Below are 17,084 nucleotides of genomic sequence, written 5' to 3'. Positions count from 1 at the left end.
GTTTATCCCAAAATTATACTTGAATATGAAAATCATATCCAACAAACATTTCATTATAAAAACATGAGTTCCTATCACCAAAGATAGGAACTTTATTTTATAGACAAAATTGTATTTTCTTTTGCAAAAACTTGTATAAATATATAAGTGCTTATGATATAATCTCGTTGAACTACTTATAACGGTAGGCGGTTGATCCATTTCATAGTCTTTCGTAGAAATGGCAGCGTCTTCGAACAGTAATCTCTTATGAGAAATACAAGCTGCCGGAGGTGCTAATGATAACATATGAGGGTTTATTCCAATTTGTTATAATGCTTATTGCATTAATCTCTTTAATTATAAAGATTTCCAAAAGAAAATAACCGCCCATTCCACTGATACGGTTATTTTCATATAACTTTTTTCATTGGAACAACCGCTTATCGGTAGTTCCTTTTTCATTTATAATATACTATAAAATATCGAAAGTGTCAATGTTATTGACATTTCTTATTTTATCCATTCATCATTATTTTATGCAACATCATTTTGCTTCTTATTTAAGAATTGTGCTGGTTAATTTTGCATATTACTAGCTTCTTACGTGCATCTTACTCATAAAAATTTTCGAAATTCTAAAAAATCTGAATACTACAAAAGCCCCATAAAATGGGGCTTTGCATAGTTTTGAGTTGTCCAAAACCGTGAAATTCTTTGTGTAAATTAACTAAAATATAGTTGTTTATGAAAAGAGGGATCTTTTCTTGTAGAATGAAAAAATAAATATATAATTGAGAAAAATTTACAAGCAGTTTTAGATTATTGAAATAGGATATCAGCAACTGATTGATGTATCGACAATAGACCAATTGGAGTTTCTTTGGAAATCATTAAAAGTAAAATGTCTTATTTGAAAAAATTTTATTTTTACAAAGAATTAAAGGCAATTATTGATGCTTATATGATTTTCTACAATGACAAAAGATTATAAAAACGATTCAATGATTTGACACTGATAAAGGTACGTTCAGTAGTTTTAAACATGGCTGAAGAATCGACTCAATATTTTATCAAGGAAAACAAACATATGAAAAATATTATGTACAATTTTATAATGAAATTATAAATTATTTACAAGCATGATAAAAGATGCTTTGTCAATTGACAAAGCACCTGATATTTCTATTTATTTTGTAGAGAGCTAATCAAAATTTATAATGTAGTATTTTTTATTTATATTAAAGGAAGCCATATTTTAAAAGTAGTACCTTTTCCTAATATAGAAGATACTTCTATTTTTCCTTTGTGAAGTTCTACTATTTTTTTTGTAATAGATAAACCTAGACCAAGTCCTTTATTAGAATGAGATGAATCAGCTTGATAGAATTTATCAAAAATACGTGATATCTCATTTTGAGACATTCCAATTCCGGTATCCTTTATGGTAACTAAGACATTATCATCAGTTTTACTCATATCAATTATTATCTTTCCATTTTTATTTGTATATTTGATAGCATTAGATATAATATTGATCCAAATATGATTTATTAGCTCTTTATTACCAAAAAAATAATATTGTTTTAAATTCAATTCAACACTAATGTTCTTTAATTCTGCTTGATAATAAAGCAAGATCATACATTGCTTGATTTGTTCATCCAGTTTATATTCTTCTTTGTCAGTTAAAATACCTGTACTTTCTAATTTTGATAATAATAGAGTGTTTTGAGATAAATCTGACAGTCTTTTAGATTCATTATAAATAATAGTTAAATATTTTTTTTGTATTTCTTTGGAACAATCAGTATTTAATAGTAATTCTGCAAAACCATTAATAGAAACAATAGGGGTCTTAAATTCATGAGAGAAGTTATTGATGAAATCTTCGTTCATGTAACAAATGTTATTTAATTCATTTACCATTTTATTAAAGTTATCATACACTTCACTAAAAGGCCCTGACTTATTTATATCCAATTGTATATTGTAATTTCCTTTAGATACTTGTTCTAATCCATCTATAAGTTTATGGACATATTTATATATCTTTTTAGAAAAGAGAGAAATACATATGCAAATAATCGTTCCCATAGGGACGATCATACCAATTGCACTTATTGGATCGTACTCAGGATTATACATAAAGATTACATTGGTAATAAATTCGATTAATGCATAACTGCAAACTGATAGTACGACAACTAAAATACTACCAATAATCAAATAATTACGAAATTTTTTATCCTTCATCTATTATTTCTCCTTTATAACCTAGTCCTCGAACAGTTGAGATTTTAAATTGTGTAAAAGAAGCACATTTTTGTCTAAGCTTATTAATATGGGTTTTAATAGTATCTTCACTTGATTCGCTGTCATATCCCCAAATTTCATCAAGTAACTGATTTTTTGTGAAAATCATATTTGGATATGATAATAATTTATATAATAATTGAAATTCTTTTTTTGATAGTGAGATTATATTATCTTCTTTTTGAATAGTATATGTTTTTTCATCAATAATAATATCTCCAATTACAATCTGTTTACTTGTATTTATTTGGCAGCGTCTTAATAAAGAACGAATATGCCATCTTAGTTCTTCAAAATGAAATGGTTTTGTTAAATAATCATCGATTTCTAACGAAAAACCTTTTCGCTTATCATCAAAAGAATTTTTGGCAGTTAAAAATATAACTGGAAAATTAAAACCGTCTTGTCGTATTGTTTCTACTAGTTCATATCCATTCATCTGAGGCATCATGATATCTGTAATCATTAGATCTATTTTTTTATTATAAATGATATTTAATGCTTCTTTGCCATTTTTTGCAGTAAAAATATGATATTCATTTTTTAAATTTAAATATGTCAGTAAAAGAATATTTTCATCATCTTCAACAATTAGTAAATTGACCATTTTTTCATCTCCTAACGATTCTAATAATTAAAATAACGGATCTATCTTATTGGAAAAGAAGATATAAAATTAATAAATTCTATGATATTTTGAATGGGGAATAATAACTTGATAATGAGTTACGTTATTTTGGTCAGCCGGTGTATCTGCTGTTCCAGTTTTTAAATCTGTTGCCATTTAATAGCTCGTTAATTGAGCGATAGGAATCAGCTCTATTTCTTTTATACAATGTCCTAAAGCAAGTTTATTTTAACGATTTTAATTAATTACTTATATCAATATATTGATATAAATGTTAAAATATTGATAAGAGGTAGGCGCTATGAATAAATTTGAAAATATTATAATTTTAGATGTTGAAAAAAGTGATTTTGCATATTTGAAACAAGAATATAATGTAGAAAGAATTCCATATCAATATGAGCTGCAACTATTGGAAATTGTAAAAAGTGGTAATATCGAGAAAATAAAAAAAATATTTTCAGATATAGATTTAAATAACATTTACTTTGGAAAATTATCTAATAATAAAAATGAACAGAAAAAAATTATTGCAATTGGATTTATTGCAATTTTGTGTCGAGCTGTTATTGATGCAGGTGTAAGTGAAAATTTGGCTTTTGATTTTAGTGATCAAGAGATGAGAAATATTTTTAAAATAAATGATTTTGATGATTTTGATGAATTTATGATGCAGCTATTATATAAATTTACATATATGGTATATCAAAAAAATATAAAACAATATTCAAATTATACAATTAGTGCAATAAAATACATAAACTCTCATCTTCATGATCATATAACTTTAAATGATTTAGCTAATAACATTAATATTTCTAAAGAATATTTGTGTCGAATTTTCAAATCAGACACAAAAGAATCAATTAATCATTATATTAATCAACAAAAAGTTGAACTAGCAAAAACATATTTAATTCAAAACAAATTATCTATTAAAGAAATTGCATATACACTTGGATATTCATCTGAAAGTTACTTTATTCAAGTGTTTAAAAAAAATACGAGTATAACTCCAGAAAAATATCCGAAGCAAATAACTCGATTTAATAATTTATAAAGAATAATATACTTTTAAATTCCAAATTCTTTTGCGTATTTGACAATTCCATGAATATTAAAAGCATCTTTGTTTATTTTATAAACCATAAAATTTTCTTCTGGTACATCAAAAGATGGTCTTATATTAAAACTGTCTGCTGGTAAATAGCCTAGTTTAGGATAATATTTCTCACTGCCTAATACGATTGAATATCCATAGCCTAATTCTTTAGCAATCTTATGCCCTTCTTTGATTAACGCAGTTCCAACGCCTTTTTTTTGATATTCAGGTAAAACTGATAATGGAGCTAACGCTAAAACTACAAAATTATCAATATTTGCCTTTGTAAACATTATATGTCCGACGATTTTTCCGTTTATTTCAGCAACTAAAGACAATTCGGGGATAAAAGCTTTACTGTTTCTTAATGCATCTACTAAATCATGCTCATTTCCATCTGTGTGTTTAGCACAACTAAAGGCTTCTTTTATCACGGAATGTACAATTTTATAATCTTTTGTTTCTTCTTGTCTTATAAACATATTGCACCTCACTTGTTTCATTGTAGCATAGATGATCATTATTTCCAAACTATGCTTCAAAAGTTAAGTTTAGGTTGACAAAATCAGGATTAATCTATATTATTTAAGTTTGCAAGGAGACATTAAGATGAGTGAATTTATTAAAGAAGTAGAAAAAAGACGAACATTTGCAATCATTTCCCATCCTGATGCAGGGAAAACAACCTTAACAGAAAAATTCTTATTATATGGAGGGGCAATTCAACAAGCTGGTAGTGTTAAAGGTAAAAAAAATAGTAAACATGCTACTAGTGACTGGATGGAAATTGAAAAGCAAAGAGGAATTTCTGTTACATCATCAGTATTACAATTCGAATATGATGGTTTTTGTATCAATATTTTGGATACTCCAGGACACCAGGACTTTTCAGAAGATACATACCGTACTTTAATGGCAGCAGACTGTGCAGTAATGGTAATTGATGCTAGTAAAGGTGTCGAAGATCAGACACGTAAATTATTCAAGGTATGTACGATGCGTAATATTCCTATTTTTACTTTTATTAATAAAATGGATCGTGAAGCCCAGGATCCATATCAATTAATGGAAGAAATTGAACAAGAACTGGGAATTGATACGTGTGCTATCAATTGGCCGATCGGTTCGGGAAAAGAGTTCAAAGGGGTCTATGAACGCAATGATAAAGAAGTAATTCGCTTTATTCCGGTTGATGGCGGACGTAAGGAAGTAGATACTAAAGTGATGAAGTTTGATGATCCGGAGTTAGTTAATGAATTAGATGAAGAGTTATATAATAAATTGCAGGAAGATATTGAGTTATTAGATATGGCTGGTAATAATTTTGATTTAGAAAAGGTTCGTCAGGGGAAACTTTCACCAGTTTGTTTTGGTTCAGCTTTAACTAATTTTGGAATTGAACCATTCTTAAAACATTTCTTAGAAATGACGACGCCACCATTGCCACGTAGTACGGGAGAAAAAATAATTGATCCATTTAGTGAAGATTTTAGTGCCTTTGTTTTTAAGATTCAAGCTAATATGAATAAGGCACATCGTGATCGAATGGCATTTTTTAGAATTTGTTCTGGTAAGTTTACTAAGGGAATGGAAGTTTATCATTATCAAGGTGGTCGCAAAATCAAATTGAATCAGTCAAAACAGTTAATGGCCGATGAACGTCAGGAAGTAGATGAGGCTTATGCCGGCGATATTATTGGTATTTTTGATCCAGGAATCTTTTCTATTGGCGATACGATTACTACGGGTAAAGCAAAATTTGCGTTTGAAGGAATACCAACATTTGCACCTGAACATTTTTCGCTGATTCGCAATAAAGACACGATGAAAAGAAAACAGTTTGTAAAAGGTGTTGAGCAAATTGCTAAAGAAGGGGCAATTCAGATTTTTACGGAACTAGGCGGGGGAATGGAAGAAATCATCGTTGGTGTAGTTGGGGTACTACAATTTGAAGTATTAGAGCATCGTTTAAAGAATGAATATAATGTTGAGATCATTAAACAGCCTTTACCTTATCAATATATTCGCTGGGTAAAAACAAGCCTTGATCTAAATTCGTTAAATTTATCTAGTGATACCAAAAAAGTTCAAGATTTAAAAGGACAATATTTATTGTTGTTTACAAATGATTGGGGTGTACGCTGGGCCAGTGAAAAGAACCCTGGTTTAGAGCTGTTAGAATTTAGTAAAAATTAGTTATGATAAAAGTCTAGATCATCTAGACTTTTTATGTTTATTGTTTTATTGGTTTTAGAAATGCTATAATAAAAGAGAAAAGAGGTGATTGCTATCGCAAATATAGGAAAGCGGCGAGTTTGTCGCTGTATTAAAACAATGAATATCGTTATTGGTAAAGAGCAGCGTGATTTGTTTACTAAAGGGCATATTTATGACTGTGTGATTAGGGATAGTGGTCAACTGCAGATAAATTATAAGATTTATGGTGAAGAATTTGATCTTTCTTGTACTAAAGAAGAATTTGAAGAAAATTTTGTATTAATGAAAAGGAAAGGGATAAAAAGATGATCTTTAAAGATTTAGAATTAAAGGATTTTGATGATTTTTATAATATTATTTTAAATAATTTTCCAAGAAAAGAAATTAAGGATTATGAATATATGAAGGATACTTTTAAAAAAGATGCCTTTAAAGTACTGACTTTAATAGATAATAATAAAATGATCGGGATATTGTCTTATTATCTTAGTAATGAATTTGTTTTTATTGATTATTTTGCTATTGATGGTGATCATAAGGGAAAAGGTTTAGGAAGTAAAATGTTGAAACACTTTATAGCAATGGTCGATACAATGGTGATTTTAGAGGTTGAGTATCCTGAAGATGAACAAAGTATTCGGAGAGTAGCATTTTATCAAAAATGTGGACTTGTTTTAAATGATCAATATGATTATTGCGTTTTGCCAGTGCGTAATTTGAAACATCGTTTATATTTTCATCTAATGTCTTATCCTAAAGCGATAACAGAAGATGAATTTGAAATTTTTTATCCCCGAATTTTAAAATATGTTTATGGAATAAACATATAGGTTTGGCTTTTTAGAATAGATATGATAAAATAAAAATCAATTAGAAAGGAGATTACTATGGCGCGTAATTTCTATGTTGATAATATAAATGATAATCATAAATTAAATGAAATAAGTTTATTATTGAACGGAATGGAAGAAGTTTCAAGAATCAAGATTGGTAAAACAGGAATATCTTTTTATTGTGAAAATCCAGATAATGTTCATGAAGTTTTGAAAAATAATTATCCTGATTTAGTATTAAAAGAAGAAATCAATTCACGTAAGCGTGAATTCGTTGCTTCGGAAAGTAAAATGGAATACATCTTTATGTTTACTAATTTGGAAACAGAAGAAGAAGCTAAAGAAATTGAGGAAGTAATTTCCCGCTATTCGGATTATGAAAATGTAACTCTTGATTTTACAAATAAATTACTTAAGGTAACGACTAGTCAGAAAAATATTTTGGTAAGATTAAATCGTTTAGTAGATAAAGTTAATCCTAATATAGATGTGGAACAATGGAAAAAACCGTTTAAATCTCAAGATTTGTTTCAAGAAAAATATTTAAAGAGAATGTTTAAAATTGCTGTTTTGTTTGTTGCACTGGCTTTAGGGTTAGTAACGAGAAATGATCCAAGTATTATAACAAATCTTGCCTGGTTAGTAGGATTGATTATTTTTAATGAAAATATTTTGCGTAGAGCTTATAGAGATTTGAAGGTTAAACATTTTTTAAGTGAAAATATAACTATTAATTTAGCTTGTTTATTTGGCTGGGTATATGGAGCTTATGTTGAAACATTGATAGTATCATTGATTTTTCAAATAGGTGAGCGATTATTATTGCATCTTATCAGTTTAACGATGGGAAAAATAAATAATGAGATAAATCCGGTTCAGTTAGGAAGACGGGAAATAAAAGAAAATGAGTATGAAATGGTTTCTTTAGAGGATATTGATATTGGTGATATTATTACTATTATGCCAGGAGAAACAATTCCTCTTGGAGGAAAAGTTATTTCTGGTGAAAGTGATATTGATATGTTTGCTATCAACGGGAATGATATTTTAGAAAAAGTAACGGTTGGCAGTGAGGTTCAAAGCGGTAGTGTCAATATTACGGGAACTTTACGAATTAAAATTTTATATACATATGATCATAGTGCTATGAATAAGATCTTAGAAATTGCGATGATGGCACCAGTTAATTCTTCTAGAACTCATAAAATAGTGGAGCTGATTTGTAAAGTGTATACTGTTTTTTTAGTTGCTTCAGGAATAATTTGTGCAACGATCATCCCGTTTATTGATCTAGAAAATAATTTTAAGTTTATTTATTTAGGAACGATTTTATTGACTATTTCTGGTTCATTTGCTTACAAACAAGTTTCATCGTTTGCGGTATTATCAGGGGTTGCTAAAGCTTTTTCAAAAAATATTGTAATAAAAGAAAATAGTGGATTAGATGCATTAAACTCTTGTCGAACTGTTATTTATGATCGTTTTGATGGCGTTGAAGTAACTGAAGAGGAGATGAATTTATTTTCTGAATTATCTAAATTACATTTAGATTTGATTATTTTTAATGATGGTCCAGTTGATTTGGAAGATGATCAGTATAAGATTCATAATAATTTAACTGTAGATGAAAAGTTAGAAATTATGGAAAGAGCCGGAGTAGATGGTCCCGTTGCTTATATTGGAGATAACTCTAAAGATATTGCTTTGTTGCAAAAAGCATATGTAGGAATTAGTCGTGGCGGTATAAAAGATAAAAGAGTTATTGAAAATAGCGATATTATGTTGATGAATTCGGATTTAAATACAGTTATTGAAACATTTATGATTTCAAAAAAACAAAAAGAAGTTACATTTGAAAATATATTTGTTGGATTGTTGATTAATTTTATGATGATGATAATGGCTGTAAAAGGGATATTGCCTTGGTGGCTGGCATTAGTGATTTATTTAGTGGAGGAGATAGTAGTTTTATTAAATACTCATCGAATTATTGATATGAAATAAGCTGATTTTGAATAAATATAAATAAGGGGAAAAGAATTGTATGAAGATGGTTGAAATATGTACAATGGATTATTTACCAGGTTATAAGATAACTAAAAATTTAGGAATTGTATTTGGCAGTAAAGTGATGAATAAGGCTTTAGAAACTGACGATAATACAAATATTGAACAGTTATTAGATATTACGAGACAAGAAGCAACATCAATAATAGTTGAGCATGCTTTGAGAAGACATGCAACAGCAATCGTTAATGTTCGCTTTACGACAACTAATTTAGGTAATAATATGATTGAATGTCAAGTTTCTGGAATGGCAGTAAAGGCGGAAGAAATAAATGAATAAATATCTGATTGAAAAAGATATTTTATTAATTGAATTTTTGTTGAATCATTATAATAGAAAGAGTGCTAAAAATTTATTAAAATATAAGCAGGTTAAAGTAAATGGAATAGTAACGAGCCAATTTAATTACCAATTAAAAAAAGGTGATGAAATTGTTGTTGATAAAGGTAGTTTTTCAAAAATAAATTTAGATATTCTTTATGAAGATGATGAATTAATTGTAATTAATAAGCCTTCGGGATTGTTAAGTATTGCTGGTGGAAATGAAAAAGAGAAAACCGCATATCATTTAGTTGGTGAATATTTGAAGAGTAAAAATAACAAGGCAAAAGTATTTGTCATTCACCGTTTAGATAAAGATACATCAGGTGTTTTGATGTTTGCTAAAAACGAAATAATCAAAAATAAACTGCAAAACAACTGGAATGAAATCGTATATAAACGTGGTTATTTGGCAATCGTTGAAGGTAAGTTAGATAAAAAGAAAGGTCAAATAAAAAATTATTTGGATGAAAGTAAAACACAGATGGTCTATGTTTCGAATCAAAGAAAAGGGAAACTAGCAATTACTAATTATCAAGTTTTAAAAGAGTCTCGTTATAATTCGCTGCTGGAAATTTTCTTAGATACGGGACGCAAAAATCAAATTAGAGTACATATGCAGTATTTAGGACATAGTATCGTTGGCGATAAAAAATATGGTGCTGCAACTAATCCGTTGAAAAGGATGGGATTGCACAGTCATGTATTTGCATTTGTACATCCTGATACAAAGGTAAAAATGGAGTTTAAAGCAGCAATGCCGGAAGTTTTTGAAAAATGTTTAGTTTATAAATAGGAATAAAACGAATAATTGAACATATAATATAATGGTGATAGGATGTTTACAATTATGGTTTTATTAGGATTTACAGTCATAGGGGCATTTAAATATTTACAAATAAAAGAAGATGAATAAATTTTAAAATATTATTGACTTTATTGAATTAAAATGCTATTCTATACAAGAAAATGAAAAGTAGTGGAAAGAAGAAGTGCCTGCTTCTCGCCTGATTGATGATATCGATAGGCAAATGTCACTAAGATAATTATCTTATTGTCAATATGTGTGGGCACTTAGTGTGCTCACTTTTTATTTAAACTACTAAAATGGAGGTGGCTTTTATTAGCAGATTTGATAACAAAAAACCAAAACAACCAGATGAGTTGGTAAACGAGAAAATTCGTTTCAAAGAAGTTTTAGTAATTGATCAAAATGGTGATCAATTAGGAGTGAAGTCTCGTAATCAAGCGATTGATATTGCTTATAACGAAGGTCTTGATCTAGTGTGTGTTGCACCAAATGCAAAACCGCCGGTATGTCGAATCATGGACTTTGGTAAATATCGCTTTGAACAACAAAAGAAAGCTAAAGAAATGAAACGAAATTCAAAAGTTGTTGCATTAAAAGAAACACAATTATCTGTAACTATTGATGTTCATGATAAGAATGTAAAATTAAAGAGAACGTTAAAATGGTTAGAAGAAGGTAATAAGGTTAAGGTGGCAATTAGATTTAGAGGACGTCAATTAGCTCATATGGATCTTGGTAAAAAAGTTATTGATGACTTCGTAGCTGAGTGTGCTGAGGTTGGTCAGATTGAAAAACCAGCTAAGCTTGAGGGTAGAACTTTAACTGCAATAATTGCACCAAAGAAAAAATAATTTAGGAGGAATTTATTATGCCAAAAATGAAATCACATAGTGGTCTAAAAAAACGTTTAAAAAGAACAGGTAGTGGTAAATTAAAACGTAGTCATGCTTACGTATCACACTTATCTCATAACAAAACTCATAAACAAAAGAAACATTTAGCTAAAGCAACTCTAGTACATGCTTCTGATTATAAGAGAATTAAATCAAGATTATGTAAATAGTTTTAAATAGGAGGAATATATAAATGGCAAGAGTAAAAGGTGGATTTACTACAAGACGTAGAAGAAAAAAAGTATTAAAATTAGCTAAAGGATATTTTGGTTCTAAACATACATTATATAAAACAGCACATGAACAAGTGATGCATTCATTAGCTTATTCATATAGAGATAGAAGACAAGTAAAAAGAGATATGAGAAAATTATGGATTGCTCGTATTAATGCAGCAGCAAGATTAAATAATATCTCATATTCTAAATTAATGCACGGATTAAAATTAGCTAACGTTGAAATTAACCGTAAAATGTTATCAGAAGTTGCAATTTGTGATCCAAAAGGATTCACAGAAATTGTCAACACTGCTAAAAAAGCATTAGAAAAATAATAAAAAGACTGTTGGATCCAACAGTCTTTTTATCATAGTGAGCCCTTTTAAAGGTGCAAGTATGTTATAATAAAGTTAATATAAACTATGATTTTTGGAGGGATAAAATGAAACGTGTGGAGATGACAGTTGATTTTAAAAGTAATGTTGAAAAAGTGTTTGAAACTGTAACTAATATGAGCGACTGTTCTTGGCGTAGTGATTTATCAAAAGTGGAAAAAATCAGTGATAATGAGTATATAGAATATGATCGCCAAGGTAGGAATACTAAAATTAAAATAACTGATTATCATAAAAATATTCAGCTTGAATATAATGTTCAAAATGATAATTATCAAGGACAGTGGTGTGGTCAGTTTGCACCATTAAAAAATGGCGGCTGTAGATTGTATTTATTGTTTTATTTTGAATCACGATCATTTTTAGGTAAATTTATGAATGTTGATAAATTTGAGGAACGTTATATTGAGGATTTGAAAAAGGAATTGCAGGAATATTGATTATTTGAACCATTTTTTAAAAAATGGTTCTTTTTTTGAAGTGCTAAAAGGATTACATGGTTTAAGGGTGGTGACATCATAAAAAACAGTTTTTTTATTCCGGGTATCGTAGATACAATAAGTTGGGGCACGATATTTTCCCCGTGAATAACAGACACTGCCGGGATTGATCATGGTGATGTTATTTTTATTAATGATAAAAGGATTGTGGGTATGTCCAAAACATATGACATCGGCACCTTTTTTCTCACCAGTATTAAAAAGATGGTCAAGGTCATAGTCAACGTTGTAATGATGACCATGTGTAACAAAAAATTTGAGATTATCAATAGTAATAAATATTTCATCATGAATGTTTCTATTAAAATCATTATTTCCTCTAACTAAATAAAAATTATTTAAGCCAAGACCTTCATAATACGTATAAATATCACCACAGTGTATATAATAGTCAGCACGGCTATGTTTAAGCAAAGTTATTAGATCCTCTTTAGGCATTGTATGAGAATCAGACAAGATCATTATCTTCATTTTGTATCTCCTTATGTAGTTATTAAAAGCATTGGTAATTTGTCATGATTTGATATTAATCAACAAAATTATTAAGAAAACGCTTCATTAATATAATTTTAACATTTAAATGTTAAAATTCCTATAAAAATAAAAATTGATCCAAAGTTGGTTTCTTTAAACAATAATTATTTCATGTTATAATTATAATGTCGAAAAAGAAAGGTAGTGATGCTAGTGAAAAGCTTCATTGTTTTTGAAAACGTAAAAAAAATATACAAAGTTGGTGATGTTGAGATCAATGCATCAAATGGTGTTGATTTTAAGATTGAAAAAGGTGAATTTGTTGTTATTGTAGGACCTTCAGGAGCTGGGAAAACGACGATTTTAAATTTGCTTGGTGGAATGGATAAGGCTACAAGTGGCAAAATCATTGTTGATGGTAAAGATGTTGCAGCATATGACGAAAAACAGTTGACACAATATCGTAGAGACGATATCGGGTTTGTTTTTCAATTTTATAATTTAGTTCAAAATTTAACAGCTCTTGAAAATGTTGAGCTGGCAACACAAATATCAAAAAATCCTTTAGATGTAAAAATGGTGTTAAAAAGAGTTGGTTTGGAAGATAGAACTAATAACTTTCCAGCTCAATTATCAGGTGGTGAACAACAGCGGGTGGCGATTGCAAGAGCTATCGCTAAAAATCCTAAATTATTGTTGTGTGATGAACCAACAGGAGCTTTAGATTACCAAACCGGTAAAGCAATTTTAGGCTTATTAAGGGAGATGTGTGATAAATATACGATGACAGTGATCGTCATTACTCATAATAGTGCATTGGCACCAATGGCAGATCGTATCATTCATTTGAAGAATGGACAGGTAGCATCAATGAATCTAAATGAAAATCCTAAACCAATAGCAGAAATTGAGTGGTAATATGAAAAAAAGAGCGTATGTAAAAAATCAAATTCAAATTATTCGTAAAACTAAAGCAAGATTTTTATCTATTTTTTGTATTGTCTTTTTAGGAGCAGCCTTTTTTGCGGGATTACGGCATACTTCATTGATCATGGAAACTACAATGGATGATTATTTAAAGAAATATGAATATAATGATTTGAATTATATTAATACTTTAGGGTTTGATGAAGATGTTATTGAAAAAATATTGGCTATTGATGAGGTAAAGGCTGTTGAATATGGAAATCGTTTTGATGCACTGATAGGATTTAATGATAATAGTAAAGGAGTTACTGTTTATTCTAATGAAAGTTTTGATAATAATGTAAATAAATTAGAGGTTGTTGAAGGGAAATTACCTGTTAAGGATGATGAATGTGTAATTGATTATAATTTTGCTTTGAAAAATAAGGTAAATATTGGTGATAAGATAATTTTATCTAATGATAATGAATCTAAAGAATTTACAATTAGCGGTTTTGTTAATGACTGTCGTTATGTTAGTAATATTGAACGTGGGACAAATACTTTAGGAGACGGAACAAATGATGGATATGTAGAAATATTATCCAAGGGAAATGAAAATATAGCATTACCTCAAGAGTTATATGATTTACGAGGAACAGAAATTTTTAATGAATTAAGAGTAACGTTAAAAAACAGTGATGATTATAATATATTTAGTGATGAGTATCTTGATTATACAAAAAAAGTTGATAAACAAATAGAAAAAGTATTGAATAAAGAAATAACGCAGATAGATGATAAACTTGTTGAGAATGCTAATGAAGAAATTGATCAGGGTGAAAAAGATCTATCTGAAGGAGAAAAACAGTATGCTGATGGAATCAATCAGTATAATGATGGTTTAGCCAAGTATCAAGATGGATATCGTCAATATCAAGAAGGTTTGACGCAATATAATGAAGGCTATCAACAATATCAAGATGGCTTAAGTCAGTATAATGCTGGAAAAGCTCAATATGATCAAGGCTGGCAGGCTTATCTTGAAGGAAAAAGTCAGTATGATCAAGGATTGGTTAAATGGCAGGCAGGTATGGAGCAGTATAATCAGCTGATAAGTCAATATCAGCAGTTAGATCAAGTATATCAGCAAAAGTTGAATGAGTATAATGATGCTATTAATGCGGGAATCCCTGAAGGACAGCTAACTGAATTGAAAACATTTTTAGATCAAACGAAAGAAAAATTAGAGATTTTAAATACTACTAATACTAATTTAAAACAAGAATTAGATAAAAGTAAAATTGAGTTAGATGGAAATAAGAATGTTTTAGAACAAAACAGGATTTTATTAGAAAATACTAAAAATACTTTAGATGAAAGTAAAGCTAAGCTTGATAGCACAGAGATTATTTTAAAGTCATCTAAACAAGAATTAGATAATTCCAAAAAAACACTAGATGATACAAAAGCTTTATTAGATCAAACAAAAATAGATTTAGATAATGCTCGAGTACAATTAGATGAAGCAAAGCAAAAATTAGATGAAGGTCATAATAGTCTCAAAGATATTCCGACAAGTGAATTAATAACATTAACTAGAGATGAAAATGCAAGTATATTAAGTTTTGATTCTGCCTGTAAATCAATGGCCGCTTTAGCTGTCGTATTTCCGTTGATTTTCTTTTTAGTAGCTGCCTTAGTGAGTCTTACTACAATGACTAGAATGGTTGAAGAACAGCGAATTCAAAGTGGTACTTTTAGAGCTTTGGGATATGATAAAAAAGATGTTATTAATCAATATCTTATTTATTCTTTTTTAGCGACTTTTTTTGCTAGTGTCCTAGGAATGATCATTGGTGTATATTTTTTTCCAGGAATAATCTATTTCTTGTATCATAAAATGTTATTTAGTGTTGGAGCACCAATAATAGTAAGATTTAACGGTTTTATCTGCGTTCAAACATTTGTGATTTCAGTTGCTATTACAATGATTGTCACTTATATCGTAGTCCGTCAGGAATTAAGTGAGATGCCTTCAAATTTATTGCGGCCTAAACCACCAAAAATTGGAAAAAGAATAATTTTAGAAAGAATTACTTTTATTTGGAAAAGATTATCTTTTAACCAAAAGGTTACGATGCGAAATATTTTTAGATATAAAAAACGCTTCTTTATGTCTATCATTGGAATTGCTGGATGTACAGCTTTGATAGTGGTTGGATTTGGAATTAAAAATTCAATTTCCACTCTTGCTGATAAACAGTATGGTAATATATGGGTTTATGATGGGGTCGTTGTTTTTGATAAGAATCTGGATCAATCAGAATTGAAGCGGGAACAGGCAGCTTTTGACGATGTAAGTAATATTAAAGATAGTTGTAATTTTTATCGAAATACGATCAGTATTTTAGGGGATAAAGAATACTATGGCACATTAGAAGTATTTAATAGTAATCAAGAATTAAGTAAATATATTAAATTTGAAGATTTTAATACTCATGATGAATTGAAATTGGATAATGATGGCGTAATTATTTCGGCTAAACTTTCAGAATTATTGAATGTAGCAGCAGGTGATAAGATTACACTTAAAATTGATGATCAGAGTTATCAAGTGAAAATTAGTGGGGTAATGGTATTGCATTTTCAGCATCATATTTATATGAGTGATCAGTTTTATCAGGAATTAACGGGTGAGCAGGTAAATAGAAATTATATTTATTTTAACTTAAAAGATAAAACAGATGAAAATACAATTGATGAGTATTGTAATCAAAATGCTAATATTGACTCGGTTAATTATATCCAGGGAATTTCACAAGGATTTAGAGATCAAATGGGAAGCATTGATAGTGTAGTTATTATCTTGATTATATGTGCAGGTGCCTTAGCTTTTATTGTGTTATATAATTTAACGAATATTAATATTCAAGAGCGTAAAAGTGAAATTGCAACAATTAAAGTATTAGGATTTTATCCTCGAGAAGTATATGATTATGTATTTAGAGAAAATCGTATTTTAGGATTGATTGGTTCTTTTGTGGGCTTAGGACTTGGTAAATTGATTCACATGTTTGTTATTACAACGGTTGAGGTAGAAGTTGCGATGTTCATTAGAAGTGTAAATCTAATGAGTTATATATATGCGATAGTAATTACGATGTTTTTTACAACTTTTATTAATTTTGTGATGCGTAAAGTTTTAAATCGTATTGATATGGTTGAGTCTTTGAAAAGTATTGAATAACAAATTCTTTATGGATATAAGAATTATTATTTAGGAGTATATTAAATCTTAAGAAATTCTAAAGAAAGTTTAAAAAAATTTTTCCTTCAAAACATAAGCCAGGCTTATGTTTTGAGAAAACAGCAGAAATGAAAATGCTTTCATAGGTGGATTTTTGAGATAAATAGTAATAT

The 17,084-nt window shown here is 28.8% G+C and carries 17 protein-coding genes and 1 other annotated feature; of the genes, 13 read left to right on the top strand and 4 right to left on the bottom strand.

Translation table 11 applies throughout. The annotated features are described in order from the left end of the window. Positions 1-1,215 precede the first annotated feature (1,215 nt). Complete coding sequence (locus tag BR82_RS0111800; RefSeq protein WP_027090355.1) at positions 1,216-2,235, bottom strand: HAMP domain-containing sensor histidine kinase; 1,020 nt, start codon at positions 2,233-2,235, stop codon at positions 1,216-1,218. Then, on the bottom strand, positions 2,225-2,902 hold the full coding sequence (locus tag BR82_RS0111795; RefSeq protein ID WP_027090354.1) for a response regulator transcription factor: 678 nt from the start codon (positions 2,900-2,902) through the stop codon (positions 2,225-2,227). Before BR82_RS0111795 ends, BR82_RS0111800 begins: the two co-directional genes overlap by 11 nt. 322 nt (positions 2,903-3,224) lie before the next feature. On the opposite strand from BR82_RS0111795, the gene BR82_RS0111785 reads away from it, so the two are divergent. Further along, positions 3,225-3,983 (top strand): helix-turn-helix domain-containing protein, encoded by a 759-nt coding sequence (locus BR82_RS0111785; protein ID WP_027090353.1) that lies wholly within the window; start codon positions 3,225-3,227, stop codon positions 3,981-3,983. Between the two features lie 14 nt (positions 3,984-3,997). Here the strand turns inward: BR82_RS0111785 and BR82_RS0111780 are convergent, their stop codons facing one another. Continuing rightward, positions 3,998-4,507, bottom strand: coding sequence for a GNAT family N-acetyltransferase (locus BR82_RS0111780; RefSeq protein WP_027090352.1), 510 nt, complete (start codon positions 4,505-4,507; stop codon positions 3,998-4,000). Between the two features lie 127 nt (positions 4,508-4,634). Here BR82_RS0111780 and BR82_RS0111775 point away from each other — a divergent pair, with 127 nt between their 5' ends. The 10 genes from BR82_RS0111775 to BR82_RS0111730 all read left to right on the top strand — a co-directional run bounded on the left by BR82_RS0111775 (position 4,635) and on the right by BR82_RS0111730 (position 12,221). After that, the gene (locus BR82_RS0111775) at positions 4,635-6,221 is read left to right on the top strand and encodes a peptide chain release factor 3 (RefSeq protein ID WP_027090351.1); all 1,587 of its coding nucleotides are present in this window, start codon (positions 4,635-4,637) and stop codon (positions 6,219-6,221) included. Positions 6,222-6,305: 84 nt separating this feature from the next. Continuing rightward, complete coding sequence (locus BR82_RS0111770) at positions 6,306-6,551, top strand: hypothetical protein (RefSeq protein ID WP_027090350.1); 246 nt, start codon at positions 6,306-6,308, stop codon at positions 6,549-6,551. Next, complete coding sequence (locus BR82_RS0111765; protein WP_027090349.1) at positions 6,548-7,072, top strand: GNAT family N-acetyltransferase; 525 nt, start codon at positions 6,548-6,550, stop codon at positions 7,070-7,072. The genes BR82_RS0111770 and BR82_RS0111765 overlap by 4 nt, the downstream gene beginning before the upstream one ends. A 57-nt stretch (positions 7,073-7,129) precedes the next feature. After that, positions 7,130-9,079 carry a P-type ATPase actuator domain-containing protein gene (locus BR82_RS0111760; protein ID WP_027090348.1) on the top strand — a complete coding sequence of 650 codons (1,950 nt, stop codon included), beginning with the start codon at positions 7,130-7,132 and terminating at the stop codon, positions 9,077-9,079. 40 nt (positions 9,080-9,119) lie between these two features. Next, positions 9,120-9,422, top strand: coding sequence for a heavy metal-binding domain-containing protein (locus tag BR82_RS0111755; protein ID WP_024721163.1), 303 nt, complete (start codon positions 9,120-9,122; stop codon positions 9,420-9,422). After that, entirely contained in the window at positions 9,415-10,260 is an 846-nt protein-coding gene (locus BR82_RS0111750; protein WP_027090347.1) for an RluA family pseudouridine synthase, read from the top strand. The genes BR82_RS0111755 and BR82_RS0111750 overlap by 8 nt, the downstream gene beginning before the upstream one ends. A 182-nt stretch (positions 10,261-10,442) precedes the next feature. After that, positions 10,443-10,565 (top strand) — a sequence feature (ribosomal protein L20 leader region). A gap of 6 nt (positions 10,566-10,571) precedes the next feature. Then, positions 10,572-11,126 carry a translation initiation factor IF-3 gene (infC, locus tag BR82_RS0111745; RefSeq protein WP_034864889.1) on the top strand — a complete coding sequence of 185 codons (555 nt, stop codon included), beginning with the start codon at positions 10,572-10,574 and terminating at the stop codon, positions 11,124-11,126. A 17-nt stretch (positions 11,127-11,143) separates the two neighbouring features. Beyond that, on the top strand, positions 11,144-11,338 hold the full coding sequence (gene rpmI, locus BR82_RS0111740) for a 50S ribosomal protein L35 (RefSeq protein WP_004608985.1): 195 nt from the start codon (positions 11,144-11,146) through the stop codon (positions 11,336-11,338). Between the two features lie 23 nt (positions 11,339-11,361). Next, positions 11,362-11,721, top strand: coding sequence for a 50S ribosomal protein L20 (rplT, locus tag BR82_RS0111735; protein WP_024721160.1), 360 nt, complete (start codon positions 11,362-11,364; stop codon positions 11,719-11,721). A gap of 107 nt (positions 11,722-11,828) precedes the next feature. After that, positions 11,829-12,221, top strand: a complete 393-nt coding sequence (locus BR82_RS0111730; RefSeq protein ID WP_027090346.1) for a hypothetical protein — start codon at positions 11,829-11,831, stop codon at positions 12,219-12,221. Here the strand turns inward: BR82_RS0111730 and BR82_RS0111725 are convergent, their stop codons facing one another. Further along, complete coding sequence (locus BR82_RS0111725) at positions 12,222-12,752, bottom strand: YfcE family phosphodiesterase (protein ID WP_027090345.1); 531 nt, start codon at positions 12,750-12,752, stop codon at positions 12,222-12,224. A gap of 216 nt (positions 12,753-12,968) precedes the next feature. On the opposite strand from BR82_RS0111725, the gene BR82_RS0111720 reads away from it, so the two are divergent. Further along, positions 12,969-13,673, top strand: a complete 705-nt coding sequence (locus BR82_RS0111720) for an ABC transporter ATP-binding protein (RefSeq protein ID WP_027090344.1) — start codon at positions 12,969-12,971, stop codon at positions 13,671-13,673. Position 13,674: 1 nt separating this feature from the next. Then, positions 13,675-16,911, top strand: a complete 3,237-nt coding sequence (locus tag BR82_RS0111715) for an FtsX-like permease family protein (RefSeq protein ID WP_027090343.1) — start codon at positions 13,675-13,677, stop codon at positions 16,909-16,911. The last annotated feature ends 173 nt before the right edge of the window (positions 16,912-17,084 follow it).

This window comes from Thomasclavelia saccharogumia DSM 17460 (assembly GCF_000686665.1).
GTDB lineage: Bacteria > Bacillota_I > Bacilli_A > Erysipelotrichales > Coprobacillaceae > Thomasclavelia > Thomasclavelia saccharogumia.
This window is presented reverse-complemented; position numbering and strand designations above follow the sequence as displayed.

What these genes read in the sequence shown, in the direction of transcription:
- BR82_RS0111730 (WP_027090346.1), top strand. Translation starts at nt 11,829, where the DNA reads ATGAAACGTGTGGAGATGACAGTTGATTTTAAAAGTAATGTTGAAAAA.
- BR82_RS0111800 (WP_027090355.1), bottom strand. Translation starts at nt 2,235, where the DNA reads ATGAAGGATAAAAAATTTCGTAATTATTTGATTATTGGTAGTATTTTA.
- rplT (WP_024721160.1), top strand. Translation starts at nt 11,362, where the DNA reads ATGGCAAGAGTAAAAGGTGGATTTACTACAAGACGTAGAAGAAAAAAA.
- BR82_RS0111785 (WP_027090353.1), top strand. Translation starts at nt 3,225, where the DNA reads ATGAATAAATTTGAAAATATTATAATTTTAGATGTTGAAAAAAGTGAT.
- BR82_RS0111750 (WP_027090347.1), top strand. Translation starts at nt 9,415, where the DNA reads ATGAATAAATATCTGATTGAAAAAGATATTTTATTAATTGAATTTTTG.
- BR82_RS0111725 (WP_027090345.1), bottom strand. Translation starts at nt 12,752, where the DNA reads ATGAAGATAATGATCTTGTCTGATTCTCATACAATGCCTAAAGAGGAT.
- BR82_RS0111760 (WP_027090348.1), top strand. Translation starts at nt 7,130, where the DNA reads ATGGCGCGTAATTTCTATGTTGATAATATAAATGATAATCATAAATTA.
- BR82_RS0111795 (WP_027090354.1), bottom strand. Translation starts at nt 2,902, where the DNA reads ATGGTCAATTTACTAATTGTTGAAGATGATGAAAATATTCTTTTACTG.
- BR82_RS0111755 (WP_024721163.1), top strand. Translation starts at nt 9,120, where the DNA reads ATGAAGATGGTTGAAATATGTACAATGGATTATTTACCAGGTTATAAG.
- BR82_RS0111715 (WP_027090343.1), top strand. Translation starts at nt 13,675, where the DNA reads ATGAAAAAAAGAGCGTATGTAAAAAATCAAATTCAAATTATTCGTAAA.
- BR82_RS0111765 (WP_027090349.1), top strand. Translation starts at nt 6,548, where the DNA reads ATGATCTTTAAAGATTTAGAATTAAAGGATTTTGATGATTTTTATAAT.
- BR82_RS0111780 (WP_027090352.1), bottom strand. Translation starts at nt 4,507, where the DNA reads ATGTTTATAAGACAAGAAGAAACAAAAGATTATAAAATTGTACATTCC.
- infC (WP_034864889.1), top strand. Translation starts at nt 10,572, where the DNA reads ATGGAGGTGGCTTTTATTAGCAGATTTGATAACAAAAAACCAAAACAA.
- rpmI (WP_004608985.1), top strand. Translation starts at nt 11,144, where the DNA reads ATGCCAAAAATGAAATCACATAGTGGTCTAAAAAAACGTTTAAAAAGA.
- BR82_RS0111775 (WP_027090351.1), top strand. Translation starts at nt 4,635, where the DNA reads ATGAGTGAATTTATTAAAGAAGTAGAAAAAAGACGAACATTTGCAATC.